Here is a 16,945-nt window from a genome sequence, read left to right on the forward strand (position 1 = left end):
GGCGGTACCGCGCCCAGCAGCCGCAGATCGGCGGCCGCGCGCCCGCCGACGGTGGTGAGCACGGGCGCCGACCGCAGCAGCCGCCGCGGCGCGGTCCCGCCGATGTCCAGCGCGGCGGCGATACCGCGGGCCATCGGCGCCACCCACAGGTCCTCCTCCAGCGGCAGGAGCTGGTCCGGCAGGGTCTCCGCGACCGGCCCGGGACCCAGCAGCCGCGCCCGGCGGGACGGCCGCGCCGCCATCGATGTGATCGGCCGGCTCTGGAACAGCCACAGCCTGCCGTCCTCGTCGAACCCGAACTCGATGTCCTGCGGCCCGCCGAACACCTGCCGGGCCCGGCGCGCGAGACGGGCCAGCCGGAACAGCTCACGCCGGGTGAGCAGCGGCTCCGCCTCCGCGGCCTCGGTGCGCAGCAGCCGCCCGCGCCCGCTGAGCCAGTAGTTGGTGCCCTGCTGCTCCCCGCTGACCAGGCTGTCCGGACCGCCGCGCACCGCGCTGACCAGCATCCGGTCGGTCCGCCCCTCCACGGGGTCGGCACCGAACATCACCCCGCCGACCCGCGCGGTGAGCATCGGCTGCACCAGCACCGCCATCGGCGCGACGGAGCCGTCCGCCCGGCGTGCCGAGTCCAGCACGGTCCGCACGGCAGTACGGAAGTCCTGCCAGCCGCGCACATCGAGCACCGAGGTGAACTGGCCCGCCAGCGAGGACTCCTCGGTGTCCTCCTGCGGTGACGAGGAGCGCACGACCAGGGGGCGGCTGCCGCCGTCGGACAGCGCCTGCCAGGCCCGGCGCAGGGAGTGCGGATCACCTTGTGCTTGGTAAGGAATCACGAAGCCAGGGAGTACCGGAAGCCCGGCACCGGCCGCGCGGGCGAGATTCGCGGCCTTGGAACCGGCCTTCGCCACGACGGCGGCGAGCGGCTCCTGCAGTGGGACGGTGGCCGGACCGTACGCGGGTGCCAGGCCGAGGGCCACCTCGCCCCGGGGCTCGTCCCCGTCGCGCGCACCTTCTCCGTGACGTTCATCGAGCGTCGTCATAGAACACCCTCCAGGACCGGCCGCCAACAGGGGGGACGCGCGGGATGGGCCCTGCGCCTGACGGCGGAACGAAGGATGGGACGAATCACCACCGCCCACGGGTGAACGGCGGCCAAACGCCTCCTTGCTCCGATGATCCCACTGCCGCCCTGATCCATGCAGCCCGTTAAGCCGCTTTTCGGACAGACCGGAGAACCTTTACGGATTCGGGAAAGTCGTGCAGAGCGCGTCCAGCGCCGCCGCGTACGCGTGCTCGGAGGGCGTCGCGTATCCCACGACCAATCCGTCGTACGCCGGGACGGTCTCCGGGGCCCGCGGGTGCCGGAACCCGGACAGCCCGTCCAGTGCCACCCCGAGCCGCCCGGCCCGTGCCACGGTCGCCGCCTCGGTGCCGGGCGGCAGCCGCAGCACCGCGTGCAGCCCGGCCGCCACCCCGGTGACCTCGATGTGCGGCACCCGCTCGGCGAGCGCCGCGACCAGCCGGTCCCGGCGCTCGCGGTACCGCTGCCGCATACGCCGCACATGACGGTCGTAGGACCCGCGGGCGAGGAAGTCGGCGAGGCTCAGCTGGTCGAGGACGCTCGCCCAGGCCTCCCGTTCCCCCTTGACCGCGAGCACCTCCCCGACATGGCGTTCGGGCAGCACCATCCAGCCCAGCCGCACCGCCGGGGACAGGCTCTTGCTCACCGAGCCCACGAAGACCACCCGCTCTGGGTCCAGGCCCTGGAGCGCGCCGACGGGCTTGCGGTCGTAGCGGAACTCCCCGTCGTAGTCGTCCTCCACGATCAGCCCGCCACGCGCGCGTGCCCAGTCGACGACGGCGGCGCGGCGCCCGGCGTGCAGCGGGCCGCCGGTCGGGAACTGGTGCGCGGGCGTGAGCAGCACACCCCGCTCGCGCTCCAGCAGATCCACCCGCGCGCCCCGCTCGTCCAGGGGCAGCGGCACGGTCCGCACGCCCGCGCGGGAGAGCAGATCGCGGTGATAGGGGAGGCCGTACGCCTCCACCGCCAGCGGACCGCGCAGCACCCGCGCCTCGGACAGCAGCCGCAGCGCGTGCGCGAAACCGGAGCAGATCACGATGCGCTCCGGGGTGGAGCGCACGCCCCGCGCGCGTGCCAGGTACTCCGCGAGCGCCTCCCGCAGCTCCACGCGCCCGGCGGGGTCGCCGGGGCCGAACACCTCGTTCGGCGCCTGCTGAAGGGCCCGGCGGTAGGAGGCGAGCCAGGCCGTGCGCGGGAAGCCCGATACGTCCGGGGTGCCCTGGCGCAGGTCGTGCCGCGGGCCACGCGCGCGTGGAGGGGCCGTACCGGGCGCTTTCCCGGCTCGTCGCGACGGCGCCGCCCGCTCGGCGACCCGCGTCCCCGAGCCCTGCCGCGCGGTCAGCCACCCCTCGGCGACCAGCTCCGCGTACGCGTCGGCGACCGTGTTCCGGGCCACCCCGAGATCGGCGGCGAGCGAGCGGTACGGCGGCAGCCGGGTGCCGGGGGCGAGCCTGCCGCCGCGCACGGCGTCGCGCAGCGCGCGGGTCAGGGCGGCCCGCCGCCCGCCGGGTCCCGACAGCTCCAGATGCAGATCAGCGCCGATCCGCTCCGCCGAATTGACCCACGATCCAGACATGGAAATGCACCCTACAGCCGGTCTATCCGGCCCGTAGGTTGGAGGACATGACGACGAACACGCTGATCGACGCCAAGACCCCACGGATGAACTTCGCCAAGGCCGCCCCAAGGATCAACCGCGCCATCGTCGCCTTCGACGCCGCCGCCCGGGAGGGCCTGGACCCCGCGCTCGTCGAGCTGGTCCAGATCCGCGCCTCGCTCCTCAACAACTGCGCGTACTGCCTGCACATGCACACCAACGACGCCCGCAAGGCCGGGGAGAGCGAGGACCGGCTGCACCTGGTCGCGGTCTGGCGCGAGGCCCGCCACTTCTTCACCGAGAAGGAGCAGGCGGCCCTGGCCCTGACCGAGGCGGTCACCCTGGTCTCCGAGCGCGGCGTCCCGGACGACGTCTACGCCGAGGCCGCCGCCCACTTCGACGCGGACGAACTGCCCCACCTCATCGCCCTGATCCTCGCCATCAACACCTGGAACCGGCTCGCGCTCACCGTGGGCAAGGTCGCGGGCACGGACGAACGCCGCGGCTGAGGCCGGCTACACCGTCATCGGCCGGTCGTACGGGGATATCGGCGCCGGCAGCCGCGAGGTGCCCCCCGTCAGACGGCGGTCCACGGCCGCCGCCACCGCCCGGCCCTCGGCGATCGCCCACACGATGAGCGACTGCCCCCGGGCCGCGTCCCCTGCCGCGAACACGCCGGGGACGTTCGTGGCGAAGTCCGCGTCCCGCGCGATCGTGCCCCGCGGCTCCAGTTCCAGCCCCAGCTGGTCGATCAGACCGTCCCGCCGGTCGGGCCCGGAGAACCCCAGCGCGAGCAGCACGAGATCGGCCGGAATCGCCCGTCCGGTGCCCGGCAGGGGCCTCCGGTTCGAGTCGACCTCGACCAGGTGCAGGTAACGCACGTGCCCCGACCTGTCGCCGGTGAAGCGCAGTGTGGACGCCGCGAACAGCCGCGCGTCCGCGTCCGCCGAGGGCGCCGTCCGCAACTGCCCCGCCTCCTCGTGCGCCGCCGAGAGCCGGTAGATCTTGGGGTACGTGGGCCAGGGCTCGGCGTCCTCGTCGCGCTCGTCGTCGGGCTTGGCGTAGATGTCGAGCTGGGTGACGGACGCGGCGCCCTCCCGCACCGCCGTGCCCAGACAGTCGGCGCCGGTGTCACCGCCGCCGACGATCACGACGTGCTTCCCGGCGGCGGACAGCGGCGAGGTCTCCAGGTCCCCCTCGCACACCCGGTTGGCCAGCGGCAGGTACTCCATCGCCTGGTGGATGCCGTCCAGCTTCCGGCCGGGCACCTCCAGCTCGCGCCACGCGGTGGCTCCGGTGGCGATCACCACGGCGTCGTAGCGGGACCGCAGCTCCGCGGCGCCGATGTCCCGCCCGACCACCGTGGACGTACGGAACTTGGTTCCCTCGGCCCGCATCTGCTCGATACGGCGCTGGAGGTGACGCTTCTCCATCTTGAACTCGGGGATGCCGTACCGCAGCAGCCCGCCGACCCGGTCGTCCTTCTCGTACACGGCGACGGTGTGCCCGGCCCGGGTCAGCTGCTGGGCCGCCGCGAGCCCCGTGGGCCCCGACCCGATCACCGCGACCGTACGGCCCGACAGCCGGTCCGGCGGCCGGGGGGTGGTGAACCCCAGCTCCCAGGAGCGGTCGGCGACGGCGCACTCGACGTTCTTGATGGTGACCGCGGGCTGGTTGATGGCGAGCACGCACCCCGCCTCGCAGGGCGCCGGGCACAACCGGCCGGTGAACTCGGGGAAGTTGTTGGTGGCGTGCAAGCGGTCGGCGGCGGCCCGCCAGTCCTCGCGGGAGACCAGGTCGTTCCACTCGGGGATCAGATTGCCCAGCGGACAGGCGTCGTGGCAGAACGGTATGCCGCAGTCCATGCACCGGTCGGCCTGACTGCTCACGATGGGCAGCAGGGCCCCGGGGACATAGACCTCGTCCCAGTCCCGGACCCGCTCCTCGACCGGCCGCCGCGGCCAGTCCTGGCGGGGAGTGGTCATGAATCCCTTGGGATCGGCCATGGCCGTCTCCCTTGCGTGCGGAGTGGAGCCGTACGTCATCGGGCGGCACTCTTCCGGCCACGATACGTCTCATCCGCCCCTTGCGCTTTCCCTCGGACGCCCGCTCCTGCTCGTCCTGGCGCTTCTCAGGCGAGCGCCAGGAGATAGGAGACGGAGGCCGCGGCCGAGGCCACCGCGCGCACGTGGTTCCAGGCCGTCCACTCGCGCACGTACGCGGTCCAGCGGGCGCTCGCCTCGGCGGTACCCGGCTCCAGCTTGGCCAGCGCGTCGTTGCGGGGGACGTTGGCGACCATGGTCACGCCGAACGAGCCGAACAGATACAGCGCGCTGCCCAGCAGCAGCTCCACGGTCCCCTCGTCCGGCCACAGCACGAACGTCACCACCGCGAGCACCGCGCACAGCACCGCGGAGCCGAGGAACACGATCATGAAGGCGGGCGTCACCGCGGCCACATTGACCGCCTGCATCGCCGCGACGCCCTGCGCGGGCGGCAGCGCGGCCAGCCCCTTCATCACGAAGGTGGAGAACGCGCAGAACACCCCGGCTACCAGGCCGGTACCCAGCACGCCCAGCACGGTCAGTACGAAGTACGGCCCATCGATCATCGCAACGTCAACTCCCCTTCGCCGCCGGGATCCTTCCGGCCGCCGCCTCACACCTCAAGTGAATTCCGCGGCGCGGCGGTATCCCATGGCCGGTCGACGCGGGGGCATAAGCGAGCGTCTCGCTACGAGGGGACCAGGGGGTTCAGCCCGTCTCCGAGTCCGGCTCCCGCCACCCCCTGAGCACCTCCTCCACCGCCGGTGCGATCCGCCGCCGCGCCTCGCGCCGCGGCACGCCGCTCATCAGCAGCTGGTCGTACGGCGTGTCCAGGTGCCGTACGGAGGCCGCCACCGCCGAGATCACGGCGCCCTCGGACAGCGCGCGCCCCGCCGCGCTCCGGCCGACCCGGCCGCTGCCCCGCACCGAGGTGTGCGCGGCCGTCGCGGCGGCCCGGTCCGGCGGGCAGCCCGGGAACAGCCGCCGTATCTCCGCCGCGAACACCTCCGTGAACCGAGTGTCCTCGGCCGCCCTGCGCTGTGCGTCCCGCAGCCGCCGACGCCGCCTGGCCTCGGCGTCCGCGAGGCACCGCGCCTCGGCCCGGGCCAGCCCCGCCTCCTCCACCAGGACGCCCTGCCGCTCGTAGCGCCCCTTGCGCCGGTTGAACCGCACCACCACCGCCGACAGCGTGCTCTCCTCCCGCGAGCGCCGGGTCAGCGCGGTGTCGCCGCGCGGCAGGAACACCAGATGCCCGAGGTCCGCGCAGTCCAGGCAGCGCGGCGCGCCGTCCTCCAGCACCAGCAGCGACAGCGGCCCGCCCCGGCAGGCGGCGCAGTACCGTCGTCGCAGCGGCTGGATGACGAGAAGTCCGGTCCGGTGCACGGAAGTTGACAGGTGTGCCATACCCGGATCATTCCCCTCCCGGTGCCCGCGCACCGTGCCCGGCCGCTCCTGGCGCATCATGGGCGGTGTGCGACTCGAAGCGATCACCTGGGACCGGCCCGGCGACGAGCTCGCCGAACGGCTGCTCGATCTGAAGCCCGCCGACGGCAGCCCCTGGCCGCGCATCGCCTTCGACGGCGCCCCGGCGGCCCGCCCGGGCGACCTCGCCGAACGGGTCGCCGAAGCGCTGCGTACCCGCGGCCGCCCCTCGCTGGTCGTCGGCGCCGACGGCTTCCTGCGCCCCGCCTCCCTCCGGTTCGAGCACGGCCGCCGGGACGTCGAGGCGTACTACGACGGCTGGGTGGACACCGGCGCCCTGTGGCGCGAGGTGTTCGGCCCGCTCGAACCCGGCGGCGACGGCCGTGTCCTGCCCGACCTGTGGGACCCCGTCACCGACCGGGCCACCCGCAGTCCCTATGTCCCCCTCCCCTCCGGCGGCGCCCTGCTGCTGCACGGCCCGCTGCTGCTGCGGCACTGGTTCCCCTTCGACCTGACCGTCCACGTCCGGCTCTCCCCGGGCGCCCTGCGCCGCCGCACCCCCGAGGACGAGCACTGGACCCTGGCCGCCTTCGAGCGGTACGAGGACGAGAGCGACCCGGCCGGCACGGCGGACGTCCTCGTCCGCGCCGACGACCCCCGCCACCCGGCCTGGAACGGCGGCCGCTGAAACGCCTCGGCTCCCGCGAGGTGCGGCCGGCCCCCGGCGCGGCGAGAATGTTTGGCGCCGGGACTAGCGGTGCGTCCTGCGCCGCGCCGGCCGTCCGGCATCGGGAGGTACTCCATGACCACTGCCGGAGACATCATGCACCGGGGCGCCCAGTGGATCCCGGCGCACGAGACCCTGGACCGCGCCGCCCAGCTGATGCGCGACCTCGGCGTCGGTGCCCTGCCCATCGGTGACTCGAACGACCGGCTCTGCGGCATCCTCACCGACCGCGACATCGTGGTCGGCTGCGTGGCCATGGGACACGACCCGGCCAAGGTCACCGCAGGTGAGATGGCCCAGGGCACCCCGCGCTGGATCGCCTCGGACGCCGACGTCGACGATGTGCTGCACATGATGCAGGAGCACCAGATCCGCAGGCTCCCCGTCATCGAGGGCAAGCGGCTGGTCGGCATGATCAGCGAGGCGGACCTGGCCCAGCACCTGTCGGAGGACCAGATCGCCGCCTGGGCCGAGAGCGTCTACGCCCGGTCGACCGCTCGCTGAACCGGCCTGTGCATGGGGGCACGTCCGCACGCCGCGCGGCGCCGAGGGCGTGTCCTCACAGCCAGCCGTTGCGCCGGAAGCCGCGGTACAGGCTCAGACAGGCCACCGCTATCACCCCTATGACCAGCGGGTACCCGAACTTCCAGTGCAGTTCCGGCATGTGCTCGAAGTTCATCCCGTACAGCCCGCAGACCATCGTCGGCACGGCGACCAGCGCGGCCCACGCCGTGATCTTGCGCATGTCCTCGTTCTGCGCGACCGTGACCTGCGCGAGGTGGGCCTGGAGTATGGAGTTGAGGAGTTCGTCGAAGGAGGCGATCTGCTCCTTGACCCGCAGCAGGTGGTCGGCGACGTCCCGGAAGTACGCCTGTATCTCCGGGTCGACCACCCGTATCGGCCGCGTGGCCAGCTCCTCCAGCGGCCGGGTCAGCGGCGCCACCGCCCGCTTCAGCTCCAGCAGTTCACGCTTGAGCTGGTAGATCCGGCCCGGGTCGACGCGCGCGCCGTCCTCCGCGAACACCGCCGTCTCCACCTGGTCGACGTCCTCGTGGACCGATTCGGCGACGCTGAGATAGTCGTCCACCACATGGTCGGCGATGGCGTGCAGCACCGCCGCCGGACCCTGGGCGAGCTGCTCGGGCCGGGACTCCAGTTCCTCGCGCAGCGGACCCAGCGAACCGTGCCGTCCGTGCCGCACGGTGATGACGAAGTCGGTGCCGGTGAACACCATGATCTCGCCGGTGCTCACCACCTCGCTGGTCGCCGTCAGCTCCTCGTGCTCGACGTAGCAGACGGTTTTGAACACCGCGAACAGCGTCTCGTCGTAGCGCTCCAGCTTGGGCCGCTGGTGGGCCTCGATCGCGTCCTCGACGGCCAGCGGGTGCAGCTCGAACAGCTCGGCGAGGTCCGCGAACTCCTCGGCCGTCGGCTCGTGCAGACCGAGCCAGACGAATCCGTCGCCGTGCTTGCGCACCCGCTCCACCGTCTCGACCACGTTGCCGCTCGCCGGCACCCGTACACCCTCGCGGTAGCTCACGCAGTTGACGACGGAGGAGCCGAGCGGGGAACGGGCCGGGTGGCTCAGGTCGACGCGCGGGCGGCGCCGGGCCAGCCGGGCCACTCTGCGCAGGCCGCCGACCGTGCCGAGGCTCGTGACCTTCCGCAGATTTCCTGCCATGGACATCTGGATCTCCCCGTGTGGATCTCCTCGCGCCGCTCTCCGCGCCGGTCGCGCCAGTGTGCCAGGTCCGCGGCACGGCCGTACGGGCCTGTGGGAGCAGGCCGTTCCGCTTGGTTCCCGGCTGTGGACAACCCGGTTCTCCCCGGGCGTGAACGGGTTCCCGGTGCGCGTCATCCACTCCGGACAAGAGGGATAACTGGGATGATCACGGCATGACGCGAACCGACGGGTATCTCCTGGACAACCGGCAGAGTGAAGCCGGCGAGCGTTTCGACGCCTTCGCCGCCCTCTTCGATCCCCCCACCTTCCGGCACTTCGAGGCCCTGGGCGTCGGCCCCGGCTGGCGCTGCTGGGAGGTCGGTGCGGGCGGCACCTCCGTGGTGTCCTGGCTGGCCAAGAAGGTCGGGCCGACGGGAAGGGTGCTGGCCACCGACATCGACACCTCGCGGCTCGCCACGGCCGCCCGGCCGCCGGTCGAGGTGCGCGTCCACGACGTGGGGACCGAAGAGCCGCCCGGGGAGGGCTTCGACCTGGTGCACGCCCGGCTCGTCCTCGTCCATGTCCCGGACCGGGAGCGGGCGTTGCGGTCGATGATCGCCGCGCTGCGGCCCGGCGGACGGATCGTCGTCGAGGACGCCGACCCCGCTCTGCAACCGCTGGCCTGCCCCGACGAGCACGGCCCCGAGGAGCAGTTGGCCAACCGGCTGCGGCAGGGCTTCCGCAAGCTGCTCGCCGACCGCGGCGCCGATCTCTCCTACGGCCGCAGACTCCCGCGCCTGCTGCGGGAGGCCGGGATGCAGCGGGTGGAGTCCGACGCGTACTTCCCGGTGGCCTCGGCCGCCTGCGCCGCGCTGGAGTCGGCGACGGTCCGTCAGGTCCGTGATCAGCTGGTCGCCGCGAACCTCGCCACGGACGAGGAGATCGACCGCCACCTCGCCAACGTCGCCGCGGGCGGCATGGACCTGGCGACGGCGCCGATGATCTCGGCGTGGGGCCGCAAGGGCTGAGCCGCACGCAGGGCAACCGGGGCGGCTCGACCGCCCCGCGGCTCGCCCCCGCTCACCTCACCCCGGCGGTCTCCCGCCCACCTGCCGTACCGCGGACGCACCCGCCCGGCACCCCTCCCGTGCCGCCTCCTCGGGATCCGCGCCCCTGAGCAGGGCGGCGAGGAAGGCGCCGGTGAAGGCGTCGCCCGCACCGGTCGTGTCGGTGGGGGTCACGGGCACCGCGGGGACCCGGGCGCGCACCGCCCCGTCCGCCGCGACGAGCGCGCCGGACGCGCCCAGCTTGACCACCACCAGCGGCACCTTTTGGCTCAACTCGGCCGCAGCGTCCGCCGGATCGGGCAGGCCCGTCAGCAGACAGGCCTCGTCGCGGCTGGGCAGCAGCACCTCGATCCCGTCGACGAGGGCGCGGAACCGGTCGGCGCCCAGGCCGGTCAGGAACCCGGCCGAGGCGGGGTCCAGGCTCACCGGCACACCGCGCGACCGGGCCGACGCGAGGGCGGCGGCCACCAGGGCGCGGCTCGGCTCGGAGAACAGCAGATAGCCCGACAGATGCAGCCGGGCGACGCCGTCCAGCAGCGTCTCCGACCAGTCACCGGCGTCCAGGCGCAGGGAGGCGCCGCTGTCGGTCAGGAACGTCCGCTCGGCCGCGGCACCGCTGTCGACCAGGCAGATCACCGTTCCGGTCGGCACCTTCGGATCGACCACCAGACGCGGCCGCACCCCGCAGGCCGTCAGCTCCCGCTCGTGCCAGGCCGCCGCCTCCGCGCCCACCCGGCCCAGCAGCCGGACCTCCGCGTCCGAGGAGTACGCCGCCCAGCACGCCACATTGGCGCCCGCCCCTCCCGGCACGGTCCGGATCGCGGCGGAAGTGTCGGTGCCCGGGGCGAGCGGTCCCCGGTGCCGGGCGATGACGTCCGTGACGACATCGCCCACGACCAGCAGGGCGCCGTCCGGCTCGGCCGTCACGCCCGGACCCAGGCCGCCGCGATCCGCGCCGCCAGCCGTACGTTGCCGCGCACGGCCGCCAGGTTGGCCTCCAGCGAGGCCCCGTCGGTGTGCCGCACCAGGTAGTCGAGGAGGAACGGCGTCACGGCCTGACCGGTGATCCCCTCCGCCTCGCACGCGTGCAGCGCGTCGGCGAGCACACGCGCGTGCAGCGCCGGATCCAGCTGCTCGTCCTCCGGCACCGGGTTCGCGACGATCAGCGCCGACTCGGGGCCGCCGAGCCCGTCCTGTGCCCGCATCACCCCCGCCACCTCCTCGGGAGAGCCGAGCGTCCAGTCCACCGGATGGCCCGAGTCCGACAGGTAGAAGCCGGGGAAGCGGTCGGTGCCGTACCCGGCGACCGCGACTCCCAGCGTCTCCAGCCGCTGGAGCGTGGCCGGCACGTCCAGGATCGACTTCACGCCCGCGCAGACCACCGTGATCCGGGTCCGGGCCAGCAGCCCCAGGTCGGCCGACTCGTCCTGGGTCACCGTCCACTCCCGGTGCACCCCGCCGAGCCCGCCCGTCGCGAACACCCGCACGCCCGCCAGCGCCGCCAGCAGGGCCGTCGCCGAGACGGTGGTCGCCCCGCTCACCCCGGCCGCCACCGCGAGCGGCAGATCGCGGTGGCCGAGCTTGCGGATGCCGTCCTCGTTGGCGATCCGCTCCACCTGTTCCTTGTCCAGTCCCACATGGGGCACGCCGTCCAGCACGGCGATCGTCGCGGGCACCGCGCCCTCGCCGCGTACGACGTCCTCCAGCTCCAGGGCCACCTGGAGATTGCGCGGACGGGGCAGCCCGTGCGCGATGATCGTGGACTCCAGAGCCACCACGGGTCGACGCGCGTTGATCGCCTCGCGCACCTCTTCCGACACCACCAGAACCACGCGCCCGCCTCCTGTCGTTCGGTCTCTCCCACATCCCTGGCGAGCAGCGCGCCCGGTCAAACCACTTGCGGCCTGTGGTGGTCGCCACGAGCCTGGGACGCATGAGCGACCACACCGCACGCCTCGACCATGTCGTCCTCTGGGTGAACGACCCGGTCGCGTCGGCCGAGTTCTACGAGAGGACACTCGGCACCGAGCCCGTGCGGCTGGCCGAGTACACCGAGGGCAAGGTTCCCTTCCCCTCGGTACGGCTGAACGAGGAGACCATCATCGATCTGATGCCGTGGACCATGGCGGCCCGGATGACGATGCTCCCGGGCGCCGCGGACAGCGCGGGACACCCCGTCAACCACATCTGCGTCGCCCTGTCCGGGGCCGCCTTCGACGACCTGCTCGGCCGTCTGCGGGGCAGCACGGTGCCGGTCTCGGAGATCTCCCACGGCTCCTTCGGCGCCCGCGGCCCGGCCGCGCGCAGCTTCTACTTCCGCGACCCGGACGGCAACGTCTTCGAGGCCCGCCACTACGACTGAGGCCCCCGGGACCGCCCCGAGGGGTGCCGTGGCTCAGAACAGCGGCTCGGGCAGCACGCCCTCCAGCGCCAACAGCCTCCGCTTGGTCTCCACACCGCCGCCGAAGCCGCCGATGCCGCCGTCGCTCTCCACCACCCGGTGACAGGGCACCACCACCGGCAGCGGATTGGCGCCCATCGCCATGCCCACCGCCTGGGCCGCCCCCGGCTGCCCCACCCGCCGGGCCAGATCGCCGTAGCCCACCACGGAGCCGTACGGCACCCCGCCGGCCAGCTCGCGCAGCACCTCCCGGTTGAAACCCGAGATCAGCGACCAGTCCAGGGGCAGCTCGAAGCCCTGCCGCTCACCCGCGAAGTACGCCTTCAGCTGGCGTATCGCCTCGGCGAGCAGGGGGGAGCCGGGCTCCTCGACCGGCTCGCCGCCCAGCCGGGACGCGAGCCGTTCCAGAGCCCTGTCGCACACCGCGTCGGTGGCGTGGAAGACGACGTTGACCAGGCCCTCGCGGGTCGCGGCCAGCAGCAACGGACCGATGTCGGTACCGACGACGGCCCACACCACCCGCTGTTCGTACTGCCCATGGCTGTCCATGCGTCCCACCGTACGGCCCGCCACTGACAACGCCCCGGGGCCGGTGCCGCGGCGGCCCCGGGGCGCGCCCGTCAGCCGTCCTGGACCGCCTCGCGGACCGCGTCGGGCTTGTTGGAGATGATCCCGTCCACCCCGTACCCGGCGACCCGCCGGGCGTCGGAGGCCTTGTCGACGGTCCAGGCGAAGACTTCCAGCGGACTGCCGTGCGCCCCGGTGAAGGCGTGCACGGCGGCCACCCAGCCGGTCGAGATCGAGCCGTGCGAGGGGTTGATCAGGTCGGTGAACTCGGAGTACGCGGGCAGCTCCGCCACGCTCGGCGTGCCGAGGAAGCCGGTCCTGACGGACGGCTTGAGCGCGTGCACGGTCCGGATGCTGTCCGCGCTGAAGCTCTGCACGATCAGCCGCGTGCCGACATGCTTCCGGTCGAGCCAGCCCTCGTTGCCGAGCACCTTCAGGGTCTGCTGCTCGATGCCCGGGTACAGCACCGGGTTCTTGATCTCCAGCAGCAGCTTCTGGTGGTGCCGCTCGACCCGGCGCAGGTACTGCTCCAGCGTCGGCACGCGCGTGCCCGCGTATTCGGGGCCGAACCAGCTCCCGGCGTCCAGCCGGGCGATCTCCGCGGTGGTGAAGTCCTTCACCTTCCAGGGCGCCCGGTCCGGGAAGACCTCCTCGACGTCGGTGGTGCGCCGCAGATTGTCGTCGTGCAGGACGACCAGCTCACCGTCCTTGGTGCGCTGGACGTCGTTCTCGACCCATTCGATGTCCCGCTCGGCCGCCTCGTCGACGGCGGCGAGGGTGTTCTCGGGCGCGTAGGCCGAGGCGCCCCGGTGGGCGATGACCAGCGGCGGTTCCCCGCCGATGCCGCCCGCCAGGGCGGAGGTCGGCATCAGGACGGCGACGGCCCCCAGGAGCGCGGTGGTCGTGGCGGCGATGGCGCGCGCGTGCATGCGTACTCCCTCTGTCGAGGTCACGGACAGCACCACTGTGACAGCAGAGGGTGAACAACACGGGGTTGCGCGAGTGGCCGGAATGGCGTGGGGTGGTCCAAGTCCGTTCACCGCAGCCGCACAACTGGGGCAGGGCCGTGTTTCTTTGCCGGAAAATCGTTCGACCATTCCGGTGGGGGTCATACTCTCTGCCTCAACCCTGACCGCTCGGGCGGTCCTGGGAGGGGGCTCCTATCAGCACATTCCGGGACGTAAGAGGGCGGAAGGACAGCCGCGCATGCAGGGCACGGTCGATGGATTCAGCTACGGCCTCGTCACACCCCTCGTGGCCTTCCTCATGGCCTGTCTCGGCGGTGCCCTCGGCCTGCGCTGCACCACCAGAGCCATGCTCGTCACCCGCTCCTGGCGGCCCGGCTGGCTCGCCCTCGGCTCGGCGGCCATCGGCTCCGGCATATGGACCATGCACTTCGTCGCCATGATGGGGTTCACCGTCGCGGAGACCCCGATCCACTACGACCGGCCGATGACCTTCGCCAGCCTCGCCGTCGCCGTCGTCATGGTCGGCGTCGGGATCTTCATCGTCGGCTACAAGGGCGCCAGCGGCACCGCCCTGTTCACCGGCGGCACCATCACCGGACTCGGCATCGCGTCCATGCACTACCTGGGCATGGCGGGAATGGAGCTCAACGGCAGGCTGGAGTACAACACGCTCACCGTGGCCGCCTCGGTGGTGATCGCCATGGCCGCGGCCACCGCCGCCCTGTGGGCCGCCGCACAGGTCCGGGGCTTCAGGTGGACCGTGGGCGCGAGCCTGGTCATGGGGCTCGCCGTCAGCGGCATGCACTACACGGGCATGGCCGCCCTGAGCGTCCATGTGCACGGCAGCGGGATCCCCGCGGAAGGCGACTCGCCCGCCGCCCTGCTCGCGCCCATGATGATCGGCCCGCTCGCCTTCCTGCTGCTGGCCGCGGTCGTCATGATGTTCGACCCTCTGATGGTCATGGGCCGGCCCCACCCGGCCTCCGTCGACGACCACAAGCCCGGCATCCCCGCCCACCCCGCCGGCCCGCACACCGCCCGCCGCCCCCAGCTGCGCACCCGCCGCACCATCGCCGAACGCCGCCCCCGGACCCCGCAGAACCGCTGACCGGACCGCGTTGTCAGTGGGTGGCCGTACGGTGGATCCATGCGGCCCGTTTCCAGCATCGAACGCACGGTGGCGCCCTTCGAGGTCGTCAGTCCCTACCAGCCCAGCGGCGATCAGCCGCAGGCCATCGCCGAGCTCGCCCGGCGCATCGAGGCGGGCGAGAAGGACGTCGTCCTGCTCGGCGCGACCGGCACCGGCAAGTCCGCCACCACCGCGTGGATGATCGAGCAGCTCCAGCGCCCCACCCTGGTCATGGCGCCGAACAAGACCCTGGCCGCCCAGCTGGCGAACGAGTTCCGCGAGCTGCTGCCGAACAACGCCGTCGAATACTTCGTCTCGTACTACGACTACTACCAGCCCGAGGCGTACGTCCCGCAGTCGGACACCTACATCGAGAAGGACTCCTCCATCAACGAGGAGGTCGAGCGGCTGCGCCACTCCGCCACCAACTCGCTGCTCACCCGCCGCGACGTCGTCGTGGTCGCCTCCGTCTCCTGCATCTACGGCCTGGGCACCCCGCAGGAGTACGTGGACCGGATGGTCCCGCTCAGGGTCGGCGAGGAGACCGACCGCGACCAGCTGCTGCGCCGCTTCGTGGACATCCAGTACACGCGCAACGACGCCGCCTTCGCCCGCGGCACCTTCCGGGTGCGCGGCGACACCATCGAGATCTTCCCGGTCTACGAGGAGCTGGCCGTCCGCATCGAGATGTTCGGCGACGAGATCGAGGCGCTGTCCACCCTGCACCCGATCACCGGCGAGATCATCAGCGACGACCAGCAGCTCTACGTCTTCCCGGCCTCCCACTACGTCGCAGGCCCCGAGCGCATGGAGCGGGCCGTCAACGACATCGAGAAGGAGCTGGCCGAGCGCCTGGCCGAGCTGGAGAAGCAGGGCAAGCTCCTGGAGGCGCAGCGGCTGCGTATGCGCACCACCTACGACATCGAGATGCTCCGCCAGATCGGCACCTGCTCCGGCGTGGAGAACTACTCGATGCACTTCGACGGCCGCGAGCCCGGCTCCCCGCCGAACACGCTGCTGGACTACTTCCCGGACGACTTCCTGCTCGTCATCGACGAGTCGCACGTGACCGTGCCGCAGATCGGCGCCATGTACGAGGGCGACGCCTCCCGCAAGCGCACCCTGGTGGAGCACGGCTTCCGGCTGCCCTCGGCGCTGGACAACCGCCCGCTGAAGTGGGAGGAGTTCCAGGAGCGCATCGGCCAGACCGTCTATCTGTCGGCCACCCCGGGCCAGTACGAGCTCTCCCGCTCCGACGGCGCGGTCGAGCAGATCATCCGCCCCACCGGCCTGGTCGACCCCGAGGTCGTGGTCAAGCCGACCGAGGGGCAGATCGACGACCTGGTGCACGAGATCCGCAAGCGCACCGAGAAGGACGAGCGGGTCCTGGTCACCACCCTCACCAAGAAGATGGCCGAGGACCTCACCGACTACTTCCTGGAACTGGGCATCCAGGTCCGCTACCTGCACAGCGACGTCGACACCCTGCGCCGTGTGGAGCTGCTGCGCGAACTGCGCGCCGGTGAGTACGACGTCCTGGTCGGCATCAACCTGCTGCGCGAGGGCCTGGACCTGCCCGAGGTGTCCCTGGTGGCCATCCTCGACGCCGACAAGGAGGGCTTCCTCCGCTCGGGGACCTCCCTCATCCAGACCATCGGCCGTGCCGCGCGCAACGTCTCCGGCCAGGTCCATATGTACGCCGACAAGATCACCCCGGCGATGGAGAAGGCCATCGAGGAGACCAACCGCCGCCGGGAGAAGCAGGTCGCCTACAACAAGGCCAACGGCATCGACCCGCAGCCGCTGCGCAAGAAGATCAACGACATCGTGGCGCAGATCGCCCGCGAGGACGTCGACACCGAGCAGCTCCTCGGCACCGGCTACCGCAAGACCAAGGACGGCAAGGGCGCCAAGGCCCCGGTGCCCTCGCTCGGCACCAAGGCGAAGGCCAGGGGCAAGGCCAAGGAGACGGTGCCCACCGATCGCCCGGCCGCCGAACTGGCCGAGCAGATCGAGGAGATGACCGAGCGGATGCGTGCCGCCGCGGCGGATCTGCAGTTCGAGATCGCGGCCCGGCTGCGCGACGAGGTCTCCGAGATGAAGAAGGAACTGCGCCAGATGAAGGAGGCGGGCATCGCGTGACGGGGCGGGCGGTACACCCGGGGACGCGCAGTGTTGCAAGACCGACACAAAGTGCGGCCCTGGGTACGGCACTGTCAGTGCCCCTGCGTAGGGTTCAGGTCATCCGCGGGCTCCGCGGCCAACAGGGGACGTTCGA

General features: G+C 72.3%; 17 protein-coding genes. 7 read left to right on the forward strand and 10 right to left on the reverse strand.

Translation table 11 applies throughout. The features are described from left to right. Both GA0115233_RS12500 and GA0115233_RS12505 read right to left on the reverse strand, forming a co-directional pair. A partial coding sequence (locus GA0115233_RS12500) for a PEP/pyruvate-binding domain-containing protein (protein WP_304363114.1) occupies positions 1–1,040 on the reverse strand: 1,040 nt, incomplete at its 3' end. A gap of 198 nt (positions 1,041–1,238) precedes the next feature. Beyond that, positions 1,239–2,657 carry a MocR-like pyridoxine biosynthesis transcription factor PdxR gene (locus GA0115233_RS12505; RefSeq protein ID WP_093720266.1) on the reverse strand — a complete coding sequence of 473 codons (1,419 nt, stop codon included), beginning with the start codon at positions 2,655–2,657 and terminating at the stop codon, positions 1,239–1,241. 47 nt (positions 2,658–2,704) lie between these two features. On the opposite strand from GA0115233_RS12505, the gene GA0115233_RS12510 reads away from it, so the two are divergent. Then, positions 2,705–3,187, forward strand: a complete 483-nt coding sequence (locus tag GA0115233_RS12510) for a carboxymuconolactone decarboxylase family protein (protein WP_093720267.1) — start codon at positions 2,705–2,707, stop codon at positions 3,185–3,187. Between the two features lie 6 nt (positions 3,188–3,193). Here the strand turns inward: GA0115233_RS12510 and GA0115233_RS12515 are convergent, their stop codons facing one another. The 3 genes from GA0115233_RS12515 to GA0115233_RS12525 form a co-directional block, all read right to left on the reverse strand. Next, complete coding sequence (locus tag GA0115233_RS12515; RefSeq protein WP_093720268.1) at positions 3,194–4,684, reverse strand: glutamate synthase subunit beta; 1,491 nt, start codon at positions 4,682–4,684, stop codon at positions 3,194–3,196. 125 nt (positions 4,685–4,809) lie between these two features. Beyond that, positions 4,810–5,289, reverse strand: coding sequence for an anthrone oxygenase family protein (locus tag GA0115233_RS12520; protein ID WP_093720269.1), 480 nt, complete (start codon positions 5,287–5,289; stop codon positions 4,810–4,812). A 142-nt stretch (positions 5,290–5,431) separates the two neighbouring features. Next, the gene (locus GA0115233_RS12525) at positions 5,432–6,127 is read right to left on the reverse strand and encodes a DUF2293 domain-containing protein (protein WP_093720270.1); all 696 of its coding nucleotides are present in this window, start codon (positions 6,125–6,127) and stop codon (positions 5,432–5,434) included. A 58-nt stretch (positions 6,128–6,185) separates the two neighbouring features. Here GA0115233_RS12525 and GA0115233_RS12530 point away from each other — a divergent pair, with 58 nt between their 5' ends. Further along, positions 6,186–6,833, forward strand: coding sequence for a uridine kinase (locus tag GA0115233_RS12530; protein WP_176711756.1), 648 nt, complete (start codon positions 6,186–6,188; stop codon positions 6,831–6,833). A 114-nt stretch (positions 6,834–6,947) separates the two neighbouring features. Further along, positions 6,948–7,376: a CBS domain-containing protein gene (locus GA0115233_RS12535; RefSeq protein ID WP_093720271.1), complete on the forward strand. Its 429-nt coding sequence runs from the start codon at positions 6,948–6,950 to the stop codon at positions 7,374–7,376. Between the two features lie 55 nt (positions 7,377–7,431). On the opposite strand, the gene GA0115233_RS12540 is transcribed toward GA0115233_RS12535, so the two are convergent. Further along, positions 7,432–8,559 (reverse strand): magnesium and cobalt transport protein CorA, encoded by a 1,128-nt coding sequence (locus tag GA0115233_RS12540; RefSeq protein WP_093720272.1) that lies wholly within the window; start codon positions 8,557–8,559, stop codon positions 7,432–7,434. Positions 8,560–8,768: 209 nt separating this feature from the next. Between GA0115233_RS12540 and GA0115233_RS12545 the strand changes: the two genes are divergently transcribed. Further along, positions 8,769–9,563 (forward strand): methyltransferase, encoded by a 795-nt coding sequence (locus tag GA0115233_RS12545; RefSeq protein WP_093720273.1) that lies wholly within the window; start codon positions 8,769–8,771, stop codon positions 9,561–9,563. Positions 9,564–9,620: 57 nt separating this feature from the next. Here GA0115233_RS12545 and GA0115233_RS12550 read toward each other — a convergent pair whose 3' ends face one another. Together GA0115233_RS12550 and GA0115233_RS12555 are read right to left on the reverse strand one after the other, a co-directional pair. Next, a complete protein-coding gene (locus GA0115233_RS12550; protein WP_093720274.1) occupies positions 9,621–10,529 on the reverse strand; it encodes a carbohydrate kinase family protein in 909 nt (302 codons plus the stop codon). Next, complete coding sequence (locus tag GA0115233_RS12555; RefSeq protein ID WP_093720275.1) at positions 10,526–11,434, reverse strand: pseudouridine-5'-phosphate glycosidase; 909 nt, start codon at positions 11,432–11,434, stop codon at positions 10,526–10,528. Before GA0115233_RS12555 ends, GA0115233_RS12550 begins: the two co-directional genes overlap by 4 nt. Positions 11,435–11,535: 101 nt before the next feature. Here GA0115233_RS12555 and GA0115233_RS12560 point away from each other — a divergent pair, with 101 nt between their 5' ends. Next, on the forward strand, positions 11,536–11,964 hold the full coding sequence (locus GA0115233_RS12560; RefSeq protein WP_176711751.1) for a VOC family protein: 429 nt from the start codon (positions 11,536–11,538) through the stop codon (positions 11,962–11,964). A 33-nt stretch (positions 11,965–11,997) separates the two neighbouring features. Here GA0115233_RS12560 and GA0115233_RS12565 read toward each other — a convergent pair whose 3' ends face one another. Together GA0115233_RS12565 and GA0115233_RS12570 are read right to left on the reverse strand one after the other, a co-directional pair. Then, a complete protein-coding gene (locus GA0115233_RS12565; RefSeq protein WP_093720277.1) occupies positions 11,998–12,552 on the reverse strand; it encodes a methylated-DNA--[protein]-cysteine S-methyltransferase in 555 nt (184 codons plus the stop codon). Positions 12,553–12,623: 71 nt separating this feature from the next. Continuing rightward, positions 12,624–13,499: a glycerophosphodiester phosphodiesterase gene (locus GA0115233_RS12570; RefSeq protein ID WP_093720278.1), complete on the reverse strand. Its 876-nt coding sequence runs from the start codon at positions 13,497–13,499 to the stop codon at positions 12,624–12,626. Positions 13,500–13,776: 277 nt separating this feature from the next. On the opposite strand from GA0115233_RS12570, the gene GA0115233_RS12575 reads away from it, so the two are divergent. Further along, on the forward strand, positions 13,777–14,646 hold the full coding sequence (locus GA0115233_RS12575) for an MHYT domain-containing protein (protein WP_093720279.1): 870 nt from the start codon (positions 13,777–13,779) through the stop codon (positions 14,644–14,646). Between the two features lie 39 nt (positions 14,647–14,685). Continuing rightward, positions 14,686–16,809 carry an excinuclease ABC subunit UvrB gene (gene uvrB, locus GA0115233_RS12580; RefSeq protein WP_093720280.1) on the forward strand — a complete coding sequence of 708 codons (2,124 nt, stop codon included), beginning with the start codon at positions 14,686–14,688 and terminating at the stop codon, positions 16,807–16,809. Positions 16,810–16,945 lie beyond the last annotated feature (136 nt).

Origin of the sequence: Streptomyces sp. DI166 (genome assembly GCF_900091315.1) — a bacterium.
In the GTDB taxonomy this organism is placed as follows: Bacteria; Actinomycetota; Actinomycetes; order Streptomycetales; family Streptomycetaceae; genus Streptomyces; species Streptomyces fuscus.

What these genes read in the sequence shown, in the direction of transcription:
- GA0115233_RS12540 (WP_093720272.1), bottom strand. Translation starts at nt 8,559, where the DNA reads ATGTCCATGGCAGGAAATCTGCGGAAGGTCACGAGCCTCGGCACGGTC.
- GA0115233_RS12525 (WP_093720270.1), bottom strand. Translation starts at nt 6,127, where the DNA reads ATGGCACACCTGTCAACTTCCGTGCACCGGACCGGACTTCTCGTCATC.
- uvrB (WP_093720280.1), top strand. Translation starts at nt 14,686, where the DNA reads ATGCGGCCCGTTTCCAGCATCGAACGCACGGTGGCGCCCTTCGAGGTC.
- GA0115233_RS12530 (WP_176711756.1), top strand. Translation starts at nt 6,186, where the DNA reads ATGGGCGGTGTGCGACTCGAAGCGATCACCTGGGACCGGCCCGGCGAC.
- GA0115233_RS12565 (WP_093720277.1), bottom strand. Translation starts at nt 12,552, where the DNA reads ATGGACAGCCATGGGCAGTACGAACAGCGGGTGGTGTGGGCCGTCGTC.
- GA0115233_RS12535 (WP_093720271.1), top strand. Translation starts at nt 6,948, where the DNA reads ATGACCACTGCCGGAGACATCATGCACCGGGGCGCCCAGTGGATCCCG.
- GA0115233_RS12520 (WP_093720269.1), bottom strand. Translation starts at nt 5,289, where the DNA reads ATGATCGATGGGCCGTACTTCGTACTGACCGTGCTGGGCGTGCTGGGT.
- GA0115233_RS12575 (WP_093720279.1), top strand. Translation starts at nt 13,777, where the DNA reads ATGCAGGGCACGGTCGATGGATTCAGCTACGGCCTCGTCACACCCCTC.
- GA0115233_RS12560 (WP_176711751.1), top strand. Translation starts at nt 11,536, where the DNA reads ATGAGCGACCACACCGCACGCCTCGACCATGTCGTCCTCTGGGTGAAC.
- GA0115233_RS12510 (WP_093720267.1), top strand. Translation starts at nt 2,705, where the DNA reads ATGACGACGAACACGCTGATCGACGCCAAGACCCCACGGATGAACTTC.
- GA0115233_RS12515 (WP_093720268.1), bottom strand. Translation starts at nt 4,684, where the DNA reads ATGGCCGATCCCAAGGGATTCATGACCACTCCCCGCCAGGACTGGCCG.
- GA0115233_RS12545 (WP_093720273.1), top strand. Translation starts at nt 8,769, where the DNA reads ATGACGCGAACCGACGGGTATCTCCTGGACAACCGGCAGAGTGAAGCC.
- GA0115233_RS12570 (WP_093720278.1), bottom strand. Translation starts at nt 13,499, where the DNA reads ATGCACGCGCGCGCCATCGCCGCCACGACCACCGCGCTCCTGGGGGCC.
- GA0115233_RS12505 (WP_093720266.1), bottom strand. Translation starts at nt 2,657, where the DNA reads ATGTCTGGATCGTGGGTCAATTCGGCGGAGCGGATCGGCGCTGATCTG.